The sequence below is a fragment of the Paenibacillus sp. O199 genome, assembly GCF_001636635.1.
GTDB lineage: Bacteria > Bacillota > Bacilli > Paenibacillales > Paenibacillaceae > Paenibacillus > Paenibacillus marchantiae.
In genome coordinates this window covers 36,363-54,736 of sequence record NZ_LGRP01000017.1, presented here as the reverse complement: position 1 = coordinate 54,736, position 18,374 = coordinate 36,363, and the positions used below count along the sequence as shown (strand labels likewise).

Genomic DNA, 18,374 nt, shown 5'->3' with positions numbered 1-18,374 from the left:
TTCTTGTATTATACGCATAATTTCCGGGGGAATGAAACGGTATGTAGCAGATCATTTTTTAACCAATGTTTTATTAACGCATCAAAATGGATTACAATAGGATAAAGCAAAACATGAAGGAGGCCTTTTAATGAAGGAACAAACTTATTTTCAAGAAAATAGAGAGAAACACCTGGCGGAATTGAACGAATGGTTGTCCATTCCGAGTATTTCAGCCATTTCGGCACATAAAGAGGATATTAACCGTGCGGCACAATGGGCTGCAGATGCACTCACTCGTGCAGGTATGGAAAATGTAGAGGTAATTCCAACAGCGGGACATCCGATTGTATATGCAGATCACCTGCATGCACCCGGCAAACCAACCGCACTGATCTATGGACACTATGATGTTCAGCCTGTCGATCCGCTTAACCTGTGGGAAACACCTCCATTCGAACCTACCGTTCGTGATGGCAAACTGTTTGCACGTGGTGCTACGGATGATAAAGGACAAATCTTCATACATATCAAGGCGGTTGAAGCTCTGCTTGCCGAAAACAAGGAACTTCCTGTTAATGTGAAATTCTGCATCGAAGGTGAAGAGGAAATCTCCAGCCCGAACCTGCCGATCTACCTGAACGACAATACAGACAAGCTGCGTGCAGATATGGTACTAATCTCGGATACGTCCCTGCTCGAAAAAGGAAAACCGGCGATCTCTACGGGTCTGCGTGGTCTTTGCTCGCTCGAAGTGGATCTGAATACAGCCAACACGGACCTGCACTCCGGTTCATTTGGAGGCGGTGTACCGAACGCACTGCACGCACTCGTATCCCTGCTCGCTTCGCTGCATGATGAGCAAGGTCGCGTGAGCGTAGATGGTTTCTATGATGGCGTTCTGCCGCTCTCTCCTGAGATGAGAGAAGAGTTCGTGAAGCAAGGCTTCAATGAAGAACAGCTTCGTCAAGACCTCGGATTGGAGCAATTGTACGGGGAAGAAGGCTACTCGTTCGTAGAGCGTATTGGCGCACGTCCAACGCTGGAACTGAATGGCGTATGGGGCGGATTCCAAGGTGAAGGTACCAAAACCGTTATTCCGAAGGAAGCTCATGCCAAAATTACATGCCGCCTTGTTGCGGATCAAGATCCACAGCAGGTGCTGGACCGTATCGAAGCACATCTGCGCGCGCACGTTCAACCTGGCGCAACGCTGCATGTGAAACAGATCGAGAAAGCCTTTGCGTTCAATACTGATCCTTCCGATCCGGTACTGCAAAAAGCAGCTGATGCCTATGAGCAAGTGTACGGCGTTCGTGCCCTGTTTACGAAAGATGGCGGCTCCATTCCGATCGTGGAGAAACTTTCACGCGTGCTTGGTATTCCGGCTGTTATGATGGGCTTCGGTTTGCCAGATGAGAACCTGCATGCACCGAATGAGCATTTCAACCTGGAGAACTTTGATAAAGGGTTGTTGACGATTGTTCAGTTTTTAAAAAGTTTGTAAAGTATAGTTCATGTGAAAAATAAGTATTGGAAAGCGTGCTGGGTTGACGTTCCGGTGCCGAATCGTTCTTTCGATCGCTGTTATCCCCGGATTTCTTTGATTCCTTTTGACAAAGGTAAAATCCGGGGATAAAGGCGAACGCTTCGCTTCTTCAGAATCGATTTCGTCTCCTTCACTACTTTGCAGCTTTTCCATGACTTATTTTAAGATTGAACCTACTTTACAAATGAAGGATAGTAGGTAGATATATAGATAGATAAAAGGGGTGTGCCGTCTATATTCATGACGGCACGCCCCTTTTATAATTGGTGCGACAGATTCGTTAGCGTTGTGACTAGAAGAAGTATACAAACTTCCGGAGACATCCTCTAGATTTTAATCCTGTATCCTCCACTTATGAGCGGAAGGTTGTGAAATTTAACATATGCACAAGCTGCATCATGTGCGTGATTTCCTGCTGGACTTCGGAGGTGTCTGTACCAGCCATCGCCAGATTGGCCCGCAGCGTTCTACGGGTGTTCAGCATACCGTCGATTAACTTCATGACCGTGTTGCGTCCACGATGATCCACAATCATATACTTTTTGCGTGCATCCAGCTCCACCCATACGATATTGCTGAATGAGGTGAACAGGTGTCTACGGTACTGCTCCATATCGGTCTCATTGTAGTGCTCGCCATAAAAGGCATAATATCCGTGTACGTGCAGCTTTTCCGCCAGCTCTGTGATGAACGGGTCGAATTCGAGCATAGCGTTACGTTCCATGTTTCACGCCTCCGTAATGCGTGATCCGCAGATCCCGGCTTTTTTGAGATCTATTTTAACACATTACGCAAGCTATTGCCTGTTGAGGCACACGACAACACTACAAATGTAGAATTAACCGCCGATTCGTCTTCCCTTCACCCACACTTCCTCAATTTTCAAATCACCATTCAGCAAAACGACGTCCGCCTGTTTGCCTTTAGCAAAGGAACCCGTGCGGTGATCAATGCCGAGCAGACGTGCCGGCGTCAGGCTGGCTGCGCGTGAAGCTGCATTCAGACTCAAGCCTACTTCCTGTACCAGATAGCGGAAACCACGAATCATCGTGAGCGTGCTTCCTGCCAGTGCGCCTCCGTCTTTCAAACGTGCCACACCTTCCGTAACAATCACAGGCAGATCGCCAATTTTGTATTCACCATCATCCAGCCCGGCAGCAGACATCGCGTCTGTGATTAACACAAGCTGATCTGCTTGTTCTTTCAGTTGAGCCAAAATAGACATCGCCGCCGGATGCACATGGATACCGTCTGCAATGATCTCTGCACTGATGCGGGAATCACTAAGCACTGCGCCGGCAGCTCCGGGATTCCGGTGATGGAGCGGTGTCATCGCATTGAATGTATGCACGGCATGGTGCAGCCCGGCCTCGACCGCAAGCTGTACTTCTTCATAGGTCGCATCCGTATGTCCTAATGCTGCCGTAATTCGCTGCTCGCGCAGCCATGAAATGACTTCGAGTGCTCCCTCACGTTCCGGCGCCAGGGTAACTTGACGAATCAGGCCGGGATATTGTTTTTCCCACGCGTCCAGCCAGGACACATTAGGCAATACAATATGATCCGGGTTTTGTGCGCCGGGCCACTTCGGACTGAAAAAAGGACCCTCCAGATGTACACCTTCCAGCTGTGCATAAGGCATGTCACCGGAACGGTAGCTGTCCACTTCAGCCAATACCCGGTCCAGACTATCTTTGGGCGCTGTCATAGACGTTGCCAGCATGGCAGTGGTCCCCTGTGTGCTGTGGAATGAAGTGATTTTATCCATCACATCCTTACTCGCGTCCATAAAGTCTTCGCCATTGCCACCATGTACGTGGATATCTATAAATCCAGGCACAATGACGCCATGCTTGGAAACAGGCACAGATACGGCTTCACGGCGAATATGTTCAGATAATCCCTCGGGTGCGCCAGCATAAAGGATCTTCCCATCCGTCCAGACCAGTACACCATCCTCCATTACACCATCGGGCAGTACGATTTTACCTCGAAGAAGTGAAATGGTTTTTTCACTCTCTTGCTCCTGGTTTTCCATAGCTACGTTCATTTCACCAGCCTCCCAGCCGCACGGTCCAGTAACACGACCACATTAGGATGACATTGCAGCAGCGAAGCGGGACATTGTGTCGTAATCGGCCCCATAAAGGCTTCACGAATAATTTCGGCTTTCTCCTCACCACGGGCGATCAGCAGAATTTGTTTGGCTTTCAGAATTGTACCTACCCCCATCGTAATGGCCTGAGTTGGAACTTCATCAATATGATTAAAAAAGCGGGCGTTTGCTTTTCTTGTCTCTTCTTTGAGATCCACCACATGTGTCCGTCCTGTAAGCTCGGTTCCGGGTTCATTGAAGCCAATGTGGCCATTATGTCCGATACCCAACAATTGCAGATCTACTGGTCCACGATCATCAATCCGTTGTTCATAGGAAACACACTCCTCATTTAAATCCGAAGCCTGTCCATTCGGCACCTGGGTTCTGGCGAGATCGATATCAATATGCGAAAACAGTTGCTCATTCATAAAGCTTCGGTAGCTTTCGCGATGTTCTACAGGAAGACCGACATATTCATCCAGATTGAAGGAAGAGGCCTGCGCAAAGCTGACCAGACCTTTCTGATACAAAGCAATAAGCTGTTTATAGATACCCACAGGAGAACTTCCAGTCGCGAGTCCCAGTACAGCCCGGGGTTTTGTCTGTAGCAAACTGGCAATCACCCCTGCACCCGTTGCATTCAAATCTTCTTCATTTTCAAAAATACGAATATTCATCTTCTTAGGCACCTCCGTTATGTTGAACTCGATAAGACTGTACATTGTGATACGATTGTTCCAATTTGGGGATAAAACGGTCAAAGTCGGCACTAACCATGCCCGTGAATAGAATATCGACGACATGCAGCAGTGCAATACGTGAAGCCATATCCCCCCGTCTCATGCCTTCTTCCAACGAAGACGTAAAGAGCGGAATATCAGACACCCCCGCAAGTTTGTTATTTCCATAGGATGTCAGTGAAATGGTAGAGGCTCCCGCCTGTTTGGCACAATGCAAGGCATCGATCGTCTCCGGTGTTTCACCCGAATAAGATACCGCCATCGCCACATCTCCCTCACCCAGTGAAGAAGCCGACGTAATTTGCATATGTGAATCCGAGAAGGCAGTACAGCTTTTGCCGATCCGCACAAGTTTCTGATAGAAATCCTGCGTAACAATGGAAGAGGTTGCGACACCGTAGAGATCGATACGACGGGCATGACATAGTAACTGAACTGCATGCTCCAGCCTTCCTAGATCCAGCAAACGGGTGGTGTCCGCAATGGATGCAAGATGATTGGCTTCGATGGCTTCCACAATTTTGGATAAAGGATTACCTGCCACGATATCCTGATATGCTGTTTCATTGGTGGAATGCGACAATTCTGCGGCCAGCTTCATTTTGAAATCAGGAAAACCTTTGAAATGGAATGATTTGCAGAAGCGGGTTACCGTAGCCGCACTTGTTCCGCTTTGCTGTGCAAGATGGTTAATGGTCCAGCCAGGAATATCAGATGGGGACTGTAAAATCACCTCTGCGATTCGTCGTTCCTGAGACGGAAGTTCATTCAGCTCTTGCTGCAACGCATGTAGTATGGCTGCCATGAGTTCTCCTTTTATGAAAATTATTTTTATTAATTCATTATAAATAAAGAAAATTATTTTTATATTTTCATTTTAATCAATACGTTGTTGCAAATCAAGAGGATTTTAACCATGTATTCGCGGTATGTATAATGAAATTTTTAAAAAGGTATCTTCTTGATTAAGAAATGGGATTCCGCTTATATTGGAGATAAACCTTGAAGTGAATGTGGACATTTTCATTTCTAAGGAAGGAGTACACTCGATGAATCAACGACAACGTCAAAAAATGATTCCTTCCACCTGGATTATTGCCATAAAACAGACCGAAGCTCGTAAATACTATGTCCTCTATGCCATCGACTGGAAGCGCGGAGCGCGACTGAGCTGGGAAGGTTGGAATAGCCTCGCAGACTTGCTGCAGTTTCATATTCCAATCAAACGTAAAACTGGCGGTACAAAATCTTCCTCCCAACCTGCTGCCAAAATTGCGAAAAAAGCACTCTATCTGCACCTAGATGAAACACAATACAGGGAACTGGAGCAGCTCTTCTATCAGCCTTTTTCAAAGAAACAATGGAGATCCTTTATTGAGGAATATTCCAATAACCATATGTAGGTGAACCCTTATGCCATATACGATTACGATTTCCATCACGCTCTGCCCGTAGCAATCTATACCCTTGGAATTTCTGCGGGCTGAGCCTTTTCCCAAGGGAGCGTGATGATCCATGAAATCTCAGCAAAGAAATCAAGCCTACTACAGGCACCACAGAAAGCGTGTTATTCAACGAAAAAAACAGCTCGCTATTCGGTACGGTTGGTCCTACAAGTTCGAAGGGATCTTTGCCAAAGGAAAAATTCATTGTTCCTGCTGGTGGTGCTGCGAAAAGACAAAGCGGCTAGGCTATCCTAAATCCGAGCTAAGCAGAATAGCGGACTGCACTCAGCAGCTTCTGAATTCAGACTTCTGAGAATGACTATTTAAAACAAGCGATTCCTTCATTTTAGGAATTCGCTTGTTTTTGCTTTCCAACCTAAAACAAAAAAGTCTTTCCCCATTCTTCATGATGAAGAATAGAAAAAGACTTTCATGCTGCTTCAATCAGCTGTGCAGTATCGCGTCAGATCTTCAGTTCTCCGAGCTTAATCAGCTCTACAACTGCTTGCGAACGACCCTTAACATTGAGTTTTTGCATCACATTCGAAATATGGTTGCGCACCGTTTTCTCGCTGATGAATAACTGCCCTGCGATGTCACGCGTCGTTTTGTCCTGAACCAGTAATTCGAATACTTCGCGTTCACGGTGGGTCAACAGAAATTTGCTTTTATGATCGATACCCTTCAATGTTCACCCCTCCTTGCCTGGGTTGTGTTGGTGTAACAAGGTTAAGGGGATACAGTCAACTCATCTTATGTAAGGTCAAGGGCGTTGGTTCAGTTTTATCAAAAAAATGGGCAGTGAATTGTAATTTGAACGAATAATCGCTATGTAGGTACAAACGTAGTAATCCAAAATCGTCAATTTGGACTAAGTATTATATGAGCATACTATGTATCATCCTTCTTAATCGTTATTTTCAATAACCCTTAAAAAACAAACATGCCCCTGCAACTAATGTTGACCATCAGCGCAAAGGCATACTTGTTCAACTTAAATTACCGATTCATGCGGTTCATCATGCCATCGTTGTTGTTACGATTCATGATGCCATCATCAAGCACGCCGTCACGGTGATTTGTGTTCATCGCATTCGTTGGGAAAATACGTTCAACCATCGATTGGAACGTGTTAATCATGCCGCTAACCGGTTTGCCGTTACGGATATCTGTGGCATAGCTCTCCACATGTTGAACAAATTCCGGGTTAGCCGATACATATACGTTCTCGACGTTAGGTGCAAATTGTTTGATTTTCGCCGAGATTTTGGATTTAATCTCTTCGGATGTGTTGTCATCCGTGCTGTCAATACGCGATGTTTCACTCTTCATCCCGTAGTGACCTTCGGTCATTGTACGTGCATTGCCATTGCCACTGTTAGTCAGACCACGCATCATGCCATAAGATCCGGTACCCATGGTGCCATAGATACTGCGGTCATTGCCCATGTGGCTGCGATCCGTAGCTGCATTGGTGTTCAGTCCCGGAGCAATGCCACTGGTGCTGTATGGAGACATGGTTCCATTACCACCATTTACACGCAAACCGCCCATATCCTGACCCATGCTTTCTGTACGCATAGTGCCATTTGCCCGGTTACGCAAAGATTTGCTCTCCAATTTGCCAGTGTGACCATCTGTCAAACGGACTGCAACATACGCGTTACGATCGGTCAGCATAACATGTGCTGACTTCACTTCCTTCATTTCCGTAATACGTTTAGCCAGCTCGTCACTTGATTTCAGGTCGGTGACGTTATGCGTCCGATAACTTTTCGCACGAATGCCATCCATCCCATTGGATTCAACACCATAACGGTTAATGCCTTTCACTTCATGACGAACACTTTGGGTGTGCAGATTGTTATCTTTTGTACTTGTTCCACAACCCGTCAATCCGGCCATTACGAAGATTGCAGTAGACAAAGATAAGCTGATTGCTGTCGCCTTTTTGGCTGCTGGCATGTCTCATCCTCCAATTATGTTGGTTTTGGTCACAAGGATAGGATGCTCTTCTGTACGGAGCGATATGCTGAAAGGATATGGAACATTAGCCTCCTTTATCTGGGCTCAATGGGTTCTCTTCCACATAAAAAAGCGATGCTTGCACAAAGTGCAGCACCGCTCTTTATAACCGCGTATTTCCTGTTCAAGTGAGAACCTTCATTATTATGTTGAAGGAGCCATTCCCTTACTTGGATGTGGATGAGGAATTCGCATCAGCACCTTCTCCACTCGAAGAAGAGGTTGCATCTGATTCTGATTTTTTGATCGAATTCGGAAATTGCTCTGCTTCCTTCAGACTAGCTGCATCCATCGGATAGGCCCACTTACCGTCCGGTGTGACTACCCAGATCTGATCCGGTTCTGATGGAATAGTAAGTCCCCGGTACACATCCGTAACAGCTTCTCCATTAACCGTCTGCTCAACAGATAAAGTAAAGCGTGGCACGGTGCCTTTCAGTTCAGAGGCTTTGCGCACATCGTCAGCTGTGGACAGGTTTTTAATTTTGCCAATCAGCGATACAGCATCGGTAGCTTCAACCGCTTCACCATTAAGCTTCCACGTCTGCTCTGCCGCACCTTCCTCGGAGGAAGATTTGAGCATCCAGGTGGCTGCTTCGCCTTCCCATTCCAGCGTAGTGACATTGGTTTCATCCAGATTAAACGGAGTTGTATCCAGCAGATCCTGCCGTGATTTTTCTATATTACTTATGGATTCCGTTTGTACTGCTACGACAGGTCCAGAGTCTACTCGCACATAACGAGCGTCATCTGCTGGCAGCTGACCACCGATGCTCAGTTTGATCTCACGGTTATCCTTCAGTTGGATATCCAGCAACGTTGCATCTGAACCCAATCCATATTTGGCGAGATCCTTCGGCTCTTCCTCCACAACCAGTTCCTGATTTGCACCACTTAAGGCATCAAGCCAGCTGCTAACCGTATACCCATTCAGAGGATATGCCTTGGGTTCCACCATACTCCACACGCCATTTTTTAGTTCCAATTGTGAAGATGAGGGGTTTGAAGCACCTGATGTGTCTGTATTGTTATCATGAATCGTGATGGACTGTATATCGGCAGACTTAATACCAAGTAACTTGACCTTCTCCGCTTCCTCTTCACGAAAATAATTCTGACTGGCCGCATAGACCCACCCGATAATCAAGACCAATAAGACTAGAATCGTTGGAACCCATTTTTTCATACGCGTCTGCGCCTCCACCATAAGAGTACACCTATCATAACAAAGATGAGCGGGAATGCGACAATCGCCACGAAGAAAATGGTTCTGGCTTGTTTACCATCCAGGTACGCCGTTTGATAACCGGATTGCACCCGTGGCCGGATCGTTAATCCATCTTCTTTTTCACTTAAATAATTGACGGTATTCAGAATAAAATCTCGGTTCCCACCGTTCACTATTTCCGAGTCCTGCATGAAAATAGATGAACCCAGAATTACAGCCTTCGGTTTGCCATCTGTTGTATCCACCGCATATCCAAGCTCAACAGGACCTTGTACATCCTGATCCGGATCGTTGGTTGTTTCGTTTTGCAATAAACCTGCAATGTTCGTCTCGCCATAACTGTCATCCGATGAATGAATGAGCGGCGACAAGGTGTATTTATCCTGTTCTTTGCTCGTCAAAGCAATGGACAAAGATAATATCGGGTAAAGTTTGCTTTCTGATAGTTTATCCGTGATGGCATGTGTGCCATACTCCGGCACAACCCACAGTGGGCCCATTGTGCTGGCTTGCTGATTATCCACCATGACTGCATGCTCATCAACCACGCCATAATCCGTCATGAGTGCATCGATATTTTTCCAAGTCAACTTCATGTCTTCATGAAAACCGAGGGATAACAGCAATTTTCCTCCGTTACTTAGATAAGTCCGAATAGCCTTCAATTCTGTATCACTAATATCCCGCTGTGGTCCAATAATCGCGAGTACATCCGCATCTTCCGGAACCTGACCTGCCTGATTCAGCTGAAGTTCTTCAGTCGTGATATTATTCTGTTCCAGAGATGAGCGCAGTGTAGTCAGTTGATCCAGGCCGAGCTCTTCATGTCCTGTCAGGAAAACCATCTTGTGCATCTCCGTGGAAGACAGATTCATAAGGGCTTGTGTCAGCTTTTCCTCACCTGTGAACTGGTACGATCCATCGCTTCCATCCCCGACAGCCGTGAATAGACTGGCGATATCAATGACTTTATGCTGATCGCCCTGCTCTAATACAATGGAGCTGCCTGTGATGCCATATTTGGAGGCCAGTGTAGGCTCCTGCGTCAGATTGTATTGCTTCATCGTCAGTTTACTGTTGCGTTTTGTATATTCCTGAACCATATCCGATACTTCGCGGTTCAAGACCGTATTATTCGCATTTTCGACGGTTAATACCAGAATGTTGACGTCTTCTTTTACATTTTTGATCGCGGTAAGAGACTGGTCTGACAAGGTATATTGTTTATTCGAGGTCAGATCCAGTTGGAAGCCGCCAAGCGAATTCAGAAACAGGGTCAGCAAAATAAAGATGCCAATCACCGCTACAGACAGCACGGTACTGTTGGTATGACTCAACCATTTTTTCATCTTCTCACCTCCACCGCTTCCGTTCCACAATTTGAATGCTTAATAGCAGAAACACACCTGAGAGCGTCACGTAATACAATATATCTGGGCCACTAAGTACACCCTTCGTGAAGCTGTCAAACCGGTTCGTCAACGCAAATGGATCCAGCCATTGCTGTAACGTAGATCCGGAATTGCCTGCAAATGAATCAAGCATCCACAATACGAGCAAAATAATAAAACCGGCTACCGCAGACACCATCTGGTGCTGAGATAACGTGGAAGCAAACAGTCCAATCGCCATCATGCTTCCGCCCAGGAAAAAGAGACCCAGTGCAGACAACCATACGGATGTCAGATCTAGTTCACCAAAGAAGGACATAATAAACGGATAAACGAGACTGCACAGGATAAGTACAACAAGAATGGCGAGTGACGCCAAATATTTACCGAAAATAATCTCGGTCACCCGTGCAGGTGAAGTCAACAACAGTTCGTCCGTTCCCTGCCGGAATTCCTCTGCCACCAGTCGCATCGTCAGCAACGGCACCACAAACAGCAGCATGGATAACGTGTCTCCGAGCACCAGGCGATAATCCACAATGCTTGGCTGGTAATACACAAAGCTGGAATAGAACAGCAAACTTGTCATCAGTACATATACGGCAAAAGCGAAATACGACGTCGGTGACAGGAAGTATGCCTGCAGTTCTTTATTGCAAACCGCCATCATTCGTCTCATTTGGAACCCTCCCCTGTGTGAGAATCAGATGAAGCGCTCTCGGACTTAGTCGATTGCTTCAGATCTGAAGTGGTGTCCAAATTGGCCTCTTCTTCTGTTGCCTGATTGGCGAGCTGCACTCTATCAGCTTCAGTCTCCTGCGTTGCCAGTTTCACTTCGGATTCCGTTTCCGTTGTGGTCAGCTTCAGGAAAATCTGTTCCAGACTGAGATTTTCTTTCTTCATCTCCAGGATCGGCAAGCCTGCACCAGACAAAAGATAGAACAGTTCTTCTCGATAATCCTCGGAAGATTCACCGGTAAGCAGCATTTTGACCGTATCAGTAGAACCAGTGGAGGTCTGTCCATCTGCTGCTTGAATGACTTCACTCCGTACCTTCTCCCATGGTGTCAGCACATTATGTAATTGCTGCTCTGTTGCCTTCACTTCAATGGACACCTTGAACTGATCCCCCATCGCTGAGCCAAAATGCTGCGGTGAACCGTCCAATACGAGCTGTCCCTGATTAATAATCAACATGCGATTACACAACGTGCTCACTTCCGGCAAAATATGTGTACTGAGCAGCACTGTATGATTCTCACCCAGTTCACGGATCAGATCCCGTATCTCCATAATCTGATTTGGATCAAGTCCTGAAGTCGGCTCATCCAGCACGAGCAGATCCGGCTTGTGAATAATGGCTCCAGCCAGACCCAGACGCTGCTTGTACCCTTTGGACAGCCCGCGAACCAATTGCTTCTCACGACCTTGAAGACCCAGCCTGCTCACCATTTCACTGATTCGCAATTTCACTTCACGTGTCGGGACATCCCTCAGATTAGCGACGAACTTCAGATACGACTGTACCGTCATATCTGGATAAAGCGGCGGTGTCTCCGGCAGATAACCAATCTTGGAACGGACGCTCCTGCCCTGATCGTGCACTGAGATGCCATCCACTACAATGGAGCCTGCCGTTGGATGTAAATAGCCTGTAATCATTCGCATCGTGGTGGTTTTCCCGGCACCATTCGGTCCCAAAAATCCAACAATCTCACCGCGCTCCATTGTGAAATCCAGTTGATGCACGCCGCGCCGTCCATCAAATACTTTGCTTACCTGTTTCACTTCGAGCACATCATTCATCCTTTCCCGTTAAAATACCCGTGTGCCATCATCGCTTTCTTCTGATGGTCAACACGGGAAGTTCCTTGTATCTTACGTGTTGTATCCTAAATGCAGCTTAAAGTCACTTAAAAGAGAGCTTAAAAATATGTGTCTAAAATGTGAACAACACTTCATTCACCCACACCCTGCACTCTGGGGCAACGTACCTTAAAGTACAGGAGCATGAGCACCTGCACAAAAGTCAGAGGGTGAACCGTGTGAAAGTACTATTCACATTTTTTGTTCCAAGCGGCGGTGTGGATACTTTAAATCGATTGCGCACAGCCGTTCTGCAACGCCATGGCATCGAAGCGCATGTATTGTATCTGTACCCTGGCTCGGGAATGCAGAACAATACCAGCACGCCGGTCTTCACCGCTTCCAGTGATGAGGAAATTCACAGTTTGATTCATCATCATCGTTATGATGCCATTATTGTTACCTCCGATATTGCCATGCCGGGCAGATTAAGAGCCCTCGGGTATAAAGGACGCATTATCTATGAAGCACAGGGACTTGGGACACGTGAGCAAGCTATGGAAACCATTCAGATGGGAGTACCTTATCTGCAAGCCCACTGTAATGCTGCGCTCATTCCTCCAACGGATCATTTACTGGAGCTGTTCATCCATATGTGCCCATGGCTTCACCGGTTTGTCATTCCCAATATGCTGGATACCAATACCTTTGCCCCAATTTCGGTGGATACCCCTCCCTATCCAGTAATTGCATGGGTAGGAAGGCTTGAACACAACAAAAACTGGCGGGAATATTTGATGATATCCAGTGAAATCATTAAAAAAATTCCAAAAGCCAGACTATGGTTGTTCCACGATCCGACCTTGGCTAATCCCGAGGACGAGGTCATGTTCCGACACATGCTTGCGGAGTACGGGCTTGAAGATCGGATTGGCATCTTTATCAACGTGCCCCATTCCCAGATGCCTACATTCTACTCCATGGTTGCAGCTTCCGGGGGTATCATGCTATCTACATCGCTGCTTGAAGGCTTTGGATACGCCGTTGCTGAAGCCATCAGCTGCGGCTGTCCGGTACTCAGTACCGATTCGGATGGCGTAAGGTCCTTTATTACACATAACCGAACGGGTAAATTCTATCCGATTGGCAACGTGAATACGGCTGTATCCGAAGCTGCAGACCTTATGCGCAACAAAAAGCTGCGGGAGTATATACGTATTCAGGGCAGACAGCATATGGCCATCTCCTTCTCCCCTGATCGTTACGCCACTTCATTTCGAGAAATGATGACAGCCTTGAGCATTTTCTTTTAAACAAAACAAAAAAGGCAGTTCAGAAGGATGCTCTGAACTGCCTTAATTTATTTTCTTAAGATCGGCTTATAAAAATTAGTGTCCCATCATCATTGCAGGATCAGGTTGATCCCCTGTTTGAAGGGTATCTTCCTCCATCCGTTTTGGTTTGCGCAGAATCAGACTGAGCAGGCATCCAAACAAGGCAATACACGCGGCCAGGAAGAAGGTGTCGTTAAAACCAGCCACTAATCCATTCACCATACCTGTAGCGTCAGTAGCTCCAGCTGTATTGCTTGCAATATGGGAGGTCAGGAATCCAGTCAGGCCAGCAACTGCAAAGGACACAACCACTTGTTGTGCAGCAGCAGTAAGCGGGGTAACCCGACCTACCAGCTTACGTGGAGCAGCATTCAGTACATGCGTATTGAGTGGCATCATGGAGAAGCCCATACCCAATCCCATCATGACAAGGCTAAGAATGATCAGACCAAGGCCCGTTTCCGCCGTAATTGAAGACAGAATGAACAGTGCACCCGAGATGATACCCAGACCCACGAAAGCAAGTGGTCTTGCACCAATTTTATCAAACAAACGTCCACCAAGTGGCATACCCACACCCGAAGCCAGCGCCTGCGGGAGCAGAATGAGTCCTGTTTCCAATGCAGTGTAGCCTTTGATTTGTTGCAGATAAAGTGGGATCAAAATCATCGCCCCAAACAAAGCGACTTGTGATACCCATGCCAGAATAATACCCCGTGTGAAATCAGATGATTTGAACACCCGAAGTTCCAACAGCGGATTTTTGTGACGAAGTTCCACGATAACGAACAGGATCAGCGCCACGCCTCCGACAATCACACCTGTCAGTGTTGTTGCAGACGTCCAGCTTGTTCCGCCTTCACTTACACCGTATGCGAGCATCGAGAATGCGATTGGTGCCAGAATCATACCGAGCAGATCAAGCGCAGGCGTGCGTCCACGATCCGTATCCGGCAGGAATTTGATACATAGAATAAAAGCGGCAATACCAATCGGCAGATTGATCAGGAAGATCCAGTGCCAGCTGAATGATTCAATGAACCAGCCCGATAATACCGGACCCAGTGCAGGAGCCAACAGCATCGGAATCCCGAGCATACCCATGATAGAACCTCTTCTTTCAGGAGGAGCCAGGCGGAATACCATCGCCATACCAATCGGAGCAACCATGCCTCCGCCAAGTCCCTGAATGATACGGTAAATAATTAATTGTTCAGGCGATTGCGCGATCGAACATAAGACCGAACCCAGAGTAAACATCGCAATCGTGAACAGAAATACTCTTTTGGCACCGAATCGGTCGGTCAACCATCCCGCCAGCGGAATGACGGCTGACAAGGCCAACGTGTAACCTGTAACCGTCCATTGAATGGTCTTCAGATCGGTCTCAAAATATTGAACCAGATTCGGAATCGCCACGTTAACCACCGTGCTGTCCAAGATGACCATAATCATCCCGACGATAATAGCCAGTAGCGGCAGAATAATCGTTTTAATCGAGAATTCCGCCGGGTCCTGGGGTACTGCTGTTTGTTGTTTCAATCTCTCCACTCTCTTTTCCGGCCTGGAGGCATTATCTTTGTATGTGCCTCTCCATTGGCCTTATATTCACGACGTTTCAAACTCTTGTTTTAAACCGTCGTTTTAAACTCTTGTTTGAGCATAGGTTAATTCTAATGAAAATACCTTTGCTGTCAAGCTATTTTTTATTGGATAACGGATCACGTATGTATGCCAAAAAATGGACCAGGTCTTATCCTGCTCCACCCATTTGGTTAATCGATGCTCATTATGGTGATCTTTGCTAATCTGCCAATTTGATCATCTGATGCTCCGAAAGTATACCCAGGGTCTGGCCTTGGTGACTTCTGCAGTACATGCGAATAACCAGATGACTTGGTATAGAACTGTTGCTAATGATGCGTAGTTCGGATGGATCGGATGAGACCGCGAGATTATGAATAATGTGATTTCCCGTATCCGCCCCAATCCGACAAAGATAGCGATACAACTCCCCATGGGTGTGACTGATTCCTCCGACAAAGATATCCACATCGTCATTCCCCACAAATGACAATTCAATGTCCATATATCTCACCGGAACAACGGTTTGCAGCAAGTTTTCGTGAATCTCCAGCACATATGCGGCCACGGTATATCCCTCCTGTAGAGTAGAGTTGAACCTTTCTCTAGATATGGTATGCCTGCTCTCGTCCATTGCTATTTGCAATCACCCATTTTAATCAATTCCACGGAAATGCCCACCCTTTCGTCTGCTTTTTTTCATAGACTAACAGGATAGAAGATCGGCCTGTGCAGGCCGTGACAAGGAGGTACCTATGAGAGTTCTGCTCGTGACCTATTGGGAGCTTACACAGATGGGTGGAATATGGACATATGTGAAACAGCTAGCTGACAGGCTGATGGCTCTTGGCGTAGAGGTGGATATTATGGGCACCAACGGAGCCAAAAATGAAGTATACATTCGCAATCTCAATCGTTCCTTCTCCAAAGATAAAGTATGGCCCATGCTTCAAGCCAAACTTAATCCGACAGATTTGCCTCAATTCACTGCCGATTCTCTCGTGGCTTATTATGAATTGAACAGGTATGCCTTTGAAATGGGAGCCGCCTATCTCGGCGTTGATCATTACGATGTCATCCATGCGCAAGACCCGGTAGCAGCGGTCGCGATGAGACGTATATTAAACCGCAATACACCCATGGTAACGAGTTATCACGGAGCGCTTGCGCGCGAAGCCTTTTACGATGCTCAAAACTCTAACGCGAAGCTCACGCTTCCCGAATATTTGCAATCCACACGTGGACGTTACTTCCTGTCACTGGAAGAGCGAAGTGCTGAGCAATCCCAGCTTATTCTGGTCTCCAGCCATTGGATTAAGAGCACCCTTACGGACCTCCATGTTCCCGAGTCCAAATTTCGAATTATTCCTTATGCTGTGGATATTCCAGCCTACCGTGCCCAAGCAGCAGTCAAGTTCCGTCAGAGGAAGCCAGCGGGCAAAAAAGTGATCGCCTTTACGGGCAGACTGGAGCACATCAAAGGGGTTCATATTCTGGTTAAAGCGCTCTCCAGCCTGAAGAAGAATCGCTCGGATTGGATCTGCTGGATTGCTGGGGAAGGCAATCTGATGGAGGATTTGCGCTCCCTAGCCAATGATCTTGGAGTAGGTGCTGACATCGTTTTCTGGGGTAAACTAGACAACATCCCTTCATTCTTACGCCATGCTGACATTTATGTACAGCCCAGCTTGCAGGATACGCAGCCTTTCTCGGTTACAGAGGCTCAGCTCGCCGGATTGCCTGTCATTGTAAGCGGTACGGCAGGTATGCCTGAGATGGTGCAGCCTGAACATACTGGTTGGGTCGTGCCACCACAGGATGTCGAAGCTCTTAGCGCACTGTTAAATGCCCTTCTGCAGGATGGTGCCACCCGTGCAAAGGTAGGAGCAGCAGCCAAAGCATGGGCTGAACAACATCGATCACTGGACGAGATGGGATTGCGCACCCTGCATGTCTACCAGGAAGCCATTCAGTTGGGAGGTCAGAGGATATGACATTGCTCGTCCCCAGTGATTTGTATAATCGTTGGTTCTCCATCCCTGTGTCGACGACACATATTGAGGTAGATTACGCTGTAATGAACGAATTAATGAGGAAGCTGCCCAAAGGGTACGTTTTCCCTGATCCGGCAACCATGCACATTCTCACATCCGAGAAAAATTAGAATCAAGTATTTTACAAACAGGAACAAATAAGAGGATATTCGTTCGTGCCGCAATCACTTAACGGCAACCGAATACCCTCTTTTTATTGCAGTTAGGTTCATATGTCTAGCATTCGTGATTCCAAGACTTCTAGCCTCTACTTCCAGTAACCGCCAACCTGCAGCAGATTAAGTAAAACGGGCCGATGCTTCGCTTGAACAAGTTCCATCTCGGCTTTTAATGCCTCGAAGTGCTTCTTGGTTCCCATCGATTCATGAACCCGATAACACATCAGTGGCTCATTGTAATAGAACAGCTCATAGAGCGGAAACAGTCTCAACCACATCTCATAGTCATGCGTGTAGCGAAAATCGGTGTCAAATAAGCCGAACTTTCGAAATGCATCCATCTCAAGCATCACGGTGCAACCGTTGATTGGGCAACCTTCGGTCAGTACCTGAAGCATCTCCAGACGACTCCCTACTTCTGGTCTCACCGTGTCCATCCATACGCTGTTCGCATCAACATAATGATAAGCCCCGTGACAGAACGAAGCCTTAACGTCAAGCATGAACTTCAGTTGTTTCTCTACCCGGTCCAGCAACATTACATCATCGGAGCTGAGCCAGACAAAGTAATCACCTGTCGCCTGCTTAATTCCCTCGTTTAACGCGGTTGCTGTTCCACCATTCTTTTTTCGAATATAGCGAATGCGATCCATGAATGGTTGCAGCCGCTCCACATGCTTCGTAGAGCCGTCATCCACCACAATGACCTCAATATGCGGATACGTCTGGTGAATGGCGCTGTGAACAGCCTGCTCGATGTACGCGCAATTATAAAAAGGAATGACAATTGATACTTTCGGCTCCATTTGGTCCTCCCCTTTCCCCGCGTGAATAATACCATTCTCCCTATTATATGTAGATAGGTCCGTTAGGTATCAGGCATCTGTTGCATAGCGACGTATAAATTACGCACATGGAGCATTTTGCATCAATCCAAAGAGCGGCTTTCCATCATTAAGATATAGATCGAAATGCATATAAAT

At 46.9% G+C, this 18,374-nt stretch carries 18 protein-coding genes; 5 read left to right on the top strand and 13 right to left on the bottom strand.

What is annotated here, in order from left to right; translation table 11 throughout:
- Window positions 1–130: 130 nt before the first annotated feature.
- Window positions 131–1,486, top strand: coding sequence for a dipeptidase (locus A6049_RS21905; RefSeq protein ID WP_063566686.1), 1,356 nt, complete (start codon window positions 131–133; stop codon window positions 1,484–1,486).
- 394 nt (window positions 1,487–1,880) lie between these two features.
- Here the strand turns inward: A6049_RS21905 and A6049_RS21900 are convergent, their stop codons facing one another.
- The 4 genes from A6049_RS21900 to A6049_RS21885 all read right to left on the bottom strand — a co-directional run bounded on the left by A6049_RS21900 (window position 1,881) and on the right by A6049_RS21885 (window position 5,171).
- Window positions 1,881–2,252: a hypothetical protein gene (locus A6049_RS21900; RefSeq protein ID WP_053783145.1), complete on the bottom strand. Its 372-nt coding sequence runs from the start codon at window positions 2,250–2,252 to the stop codon at window positions 1,881–1,883.
- Between the two features lie 114 nt (window positions 2,253–2,366).
- Complete coding sequence (gene nagA, locus A6049_RS21895; protein ID WP_240321513.1) at window positions 2,367–3,578, bottom strand: N-acetylglucosamine-6-phosphate deacetylase; 1,212 nt, start codon at window positions 3,576–3,578, stop codon at window positions 2,367–2,369.
- On the bottom strand, window positions 3,575–4,303 hold the full coding sequence (gene nagB / locus A6049_RS21890; RefSeq protein WP_063566685.1) for a glucosamine-6-phosphate deaminase: 729 nt from the start codon (window positions 4,301–4,303) through the stop codon (window positions 3,575–3,577). The genes nagA and nagB overlap by 4 nt, the downstream gene beginning before the upstream one ends.
- 4 nt (window positions 4,304–4,307) lie before the next feature.
- Window positions 4,308–5,171: a MurR/RpiR family transcriptional regulator gene (locus A6049_RS21885; protein ID WP_063566684.1), complete on the bottom strand. Its 864-nt coding sequence runs from the start codon at window positions 5,169–5,171 to the stop codon at window positions 4,308–4,310.
- A 244-nt stretch (window positions 5,172–5,415) separates the two neighbouring features.
- Between A6049_RS21885 and A6049_RS21880 the strand changes: the two genes are divergently transcribed.
- Complete coding sequence (locus A6049_RS21880) at window positions 5,416–5,769, top strand: hypothetical protein (RefSeq protein ID WP_063566683.1); 354 nt, start codon at window positions 5,416–5,418, stop codon at window positions 5,767–5,769.
- Between the two features lie 505 nt (window positions 5,770–6,274).
- Here the strand turns inward: A6049_RS21880 and A6049_RS21875 are convergent.
- The 6 genes from A6049_RS21875 to A6049_RS21850 form a co-directional block, all read right to left on the bottom strand.
- Window positions 6,275–6,499 carry a helix-turn-helix domain-containing protein gene (locus A6049_RS21875; protein WP_017692532.1) on the bottom strand — a complete coding sequence of 75 codons (225 nt, stop codon included), beginning with the start codon at window positions 6,497–6,499 and terminating at the stop codon, window positions 6,275–6,277.
- A 311-nt stretch (window positions 6,500–6,810) separates the two neighbouring features.
- Window positions 6,811–7,776, bottom strand: coding sequence for a YhcN/YlaJ family sporulation lipoprotein (locus tag A6049_RS21870; protein WP_063566682.1), 966 nt, complete (start codon window positions 7,774–7,776; stop codon window positions 6,811–6,813).
- 226 nt (window positions 7,777–8,002) lie between these two features.
- The gene (locus A6049_RS21865; protein ID WP_063566681.1) at window positions 8,003–9,022 is read right to left on the bottom strand and encodes a DUF4340 domain-containing protein; all 1,020 of its coding nucleotides are present in this window, start codon (window positions 9,020–9,022) and stop codon (window positions 8,003–8,005) included.
- Window positions 9,019–10,413 (bottom strand): GldG family protein, encoded by a 1,395-nt coding sequence (locus tag A6049_RS21860; protein ID WP_063566680.1) that lies wholly within the window; start codon window positions 10,411–10,413, stop codon window positions 9,019–9,021. Before A6049_RS21860 ends, A6049_RS21865 begins: the two co-directional genes overlap by 4 nt.
- 4 nt (window positions 10,414–10,417) lie before the next feature.
- Window positions 10,418–11,134, bottom strand: a complete 717-nt coding sequence (locus A6049_RS21855; protein WP_063566679.1) for an ABC transporter permease subunit — start codon at window positions 11,132–11,134, stop codon at window positions 10,418–10,420.
- Window positions 11,131–12,252 (bottom strand): ABC transporter ATP-binding protein, encoded by a 1,122-nt coding sequence (locus A6049_RS21850; RefSeq protein WP_063566678.1) that lies wholly within the window; start codon window positions 12,250–12,252, stop codon window positions 11,131–11,133. The genes A6049_RS21855 and A6049_RS21850 overlap by 4 nt, the downstream gene beginning before the upstream one ends.
- Before the next feature lie 248 nt (window positions 12,253–12,500).
- On the opposite strand from A6049_RS21850, the gene A6049_RS21845 reads away from it, so the two are divergent.
- Window positions 12,501–13,574 (top strand): glycosyltransferase family 4 protein, encoded by a 1,074-nt coding sequence (locus tag A6049_RS21845; protein WP_162842454.1) that lies wholly within the window; start codon window positions 12,501–12,503, stop codon window positions 13,572–13,574.
- 75 nt (window positions 13,575–13,649) lie between these two features.
- On the opposite strand, the gene A6049_RS21840 is transcribed toward A6049_RS21845, so the two are convergent.
- Both A6049_RS21840 and A6049_RS21830 read right to left on the bottom strand, forming a co-directional pair.
- Window positions 13,650–15,137: a DHA2 family efflux MFS transporter permease subunit gene (locus A6049_RS21840; protein ID WP_063566677.1), complete on the bottom strand. Its 1,488-nt coding sequence runs from the start codon at window positions 15,135–15,137 to the stop codon at window positions 13,650–13,652.
- Between the two features lie 262 nt (window positions 15,138–15,399).
- Entirely contained in the window at window positions 15,400–15,747 is a 348-nt protein-coding gene (locus A6049_RS21830) for a hypothetical protein (RefSeq protein ID WP_063566675.1), read from the bottom strand.
- A 187-nt stretch (window positions 15,748–15,934) separates the two neighbouring features.
- Here A6049_RS21830 and A6049_RS21825 point away from each other — a divergent pair, with 187 nt between their 5' ends.
- Window positions 15,935–17,173 (top strand): glycosyltransferase family 4 protein, encoded by a 1,239-nt coding sequence (locus tag A6049_RS21825; RefSeq protein ID WP_063566674.1) that lies wholly within the window; start codon window positions 15,935–15,937, stop codon window positions 17,171–17,173.
- A complete protein-coding gene (locus A6049_RS33650; RefSeq protein WP_162842453.1) occupies window positions 17,170–17,343 on the top strand; it encodes a hypothetical protein in 174 nt (57 codons plus the stop codon). Before A6049_RS21825 ends, A6049_RS33650 begins: the two co-directional genes overlap by 4 nt.
- 137 nt (window positions 17,344–17,480) lie before the next feature.
- On the opposite strand, the gene A6049_RS21820 is transcribed toward A6049_RS33650, so the two are convergent.
- The gene (locus A6049_RS21820; protein WP_063566673.1) at window positions 17,481–18,197 is read right to left on the bottom strand and encodes a glycosyltransferase; all 717 of its coding nucleotides are present in this window, start codon (window positions 18,195–18,197) and stop codon (window positions 17,481–17,483) included.
- Between the last annotated feature and the right edge of the window lie 177 nt (window positions 18,198–18,374).

Coding starts and splice junctions, on each gene's coding strand:
- A6049_RS21820 (WP_063566673.1), bottom strand. CDS start 18,197: ATGGAGCCGAAAGTATCAATTGTCATTCCTTTTTATAATTGCGCGTAC.
- A6049_RS21865 (WP_063566681.1), bottom strand. CDS start 9,022: ATGAAAAAATGGGTTCCAACGATTCTAGTCTTATTGGTCTTGATTATC.
- nagB (WP_063566685.1), bottom strand. CDS start 4,303: ATGAATATTCGTATTTTTGAAAATGAAGAAGATTTGAATGCAACGGGT.
- A6049_RS21885 (WP_063566684.1), bottom strand. CDS start 5,171: ATGGCAGCCATACTACATGCGTTGCAGCAAGAGCTGAATGAACTTCCG.
- A6049_RS21855 (WP_063566679.1), bottom strand. CDS start 11,134: ATGAGACGAATGATGGCGGTTTGCAATAAAGAACTGCAGGCATACTTC.
- A6049_RS21870 (WP_063566682.1), bottom strand. CDS start 7,776: ATGCCAGCAGCCAAAAAGGCGACAGCAATCAGCTTATCTTTGTCTACT.
- A6049_RS21825 (WP_063566674.1), top strand. CDS start 15,935: ATGAGAGTTCTGCTCGTGACCTATTGGGAGCTTACACAGATGGGTGGA.
- nagA (WP_240321513.1), bottom strand. CDS start 3,578: ATGAACGTAGCTATGGAAAACCAGGAGCAAGAGAGTGAAAAAACCATT.
- A6049_RS21860 (WP_063566680.1), bottom strand. CDS start 10,413: ATGAAAAAATGGTTGAGTCATACCAACAGTACCGTGCTGTCTGTAGCG.
- A6049_RS21900 (WP_053783145.1), bottom strand. CDS start 2,252: ATGGAACGTAACGCTATGCTCGAATTCGACCCGTTCATCACAGAGCTG.
- A6049_RS21905 (WP_063566686.1), top strand. CDS start 131: ATGAAGGAACAAACTTATTTTCAAGAAAATAGAGAGAAACACCTGGCG.
- A6049_RS33650 (WP_162842453.1), top strand. CDS start 17,170: ATGACATTGCTCGTCCCCAGTGATTTGTATAATCGTTGGTTCTCCATC.
- A6049_RS21880 (WP_063566683.1), top strand. CDS start 5,416: ATGAATCAACGACAACGTCAAAAAATGATTCCTTCCACCTGGATTATT.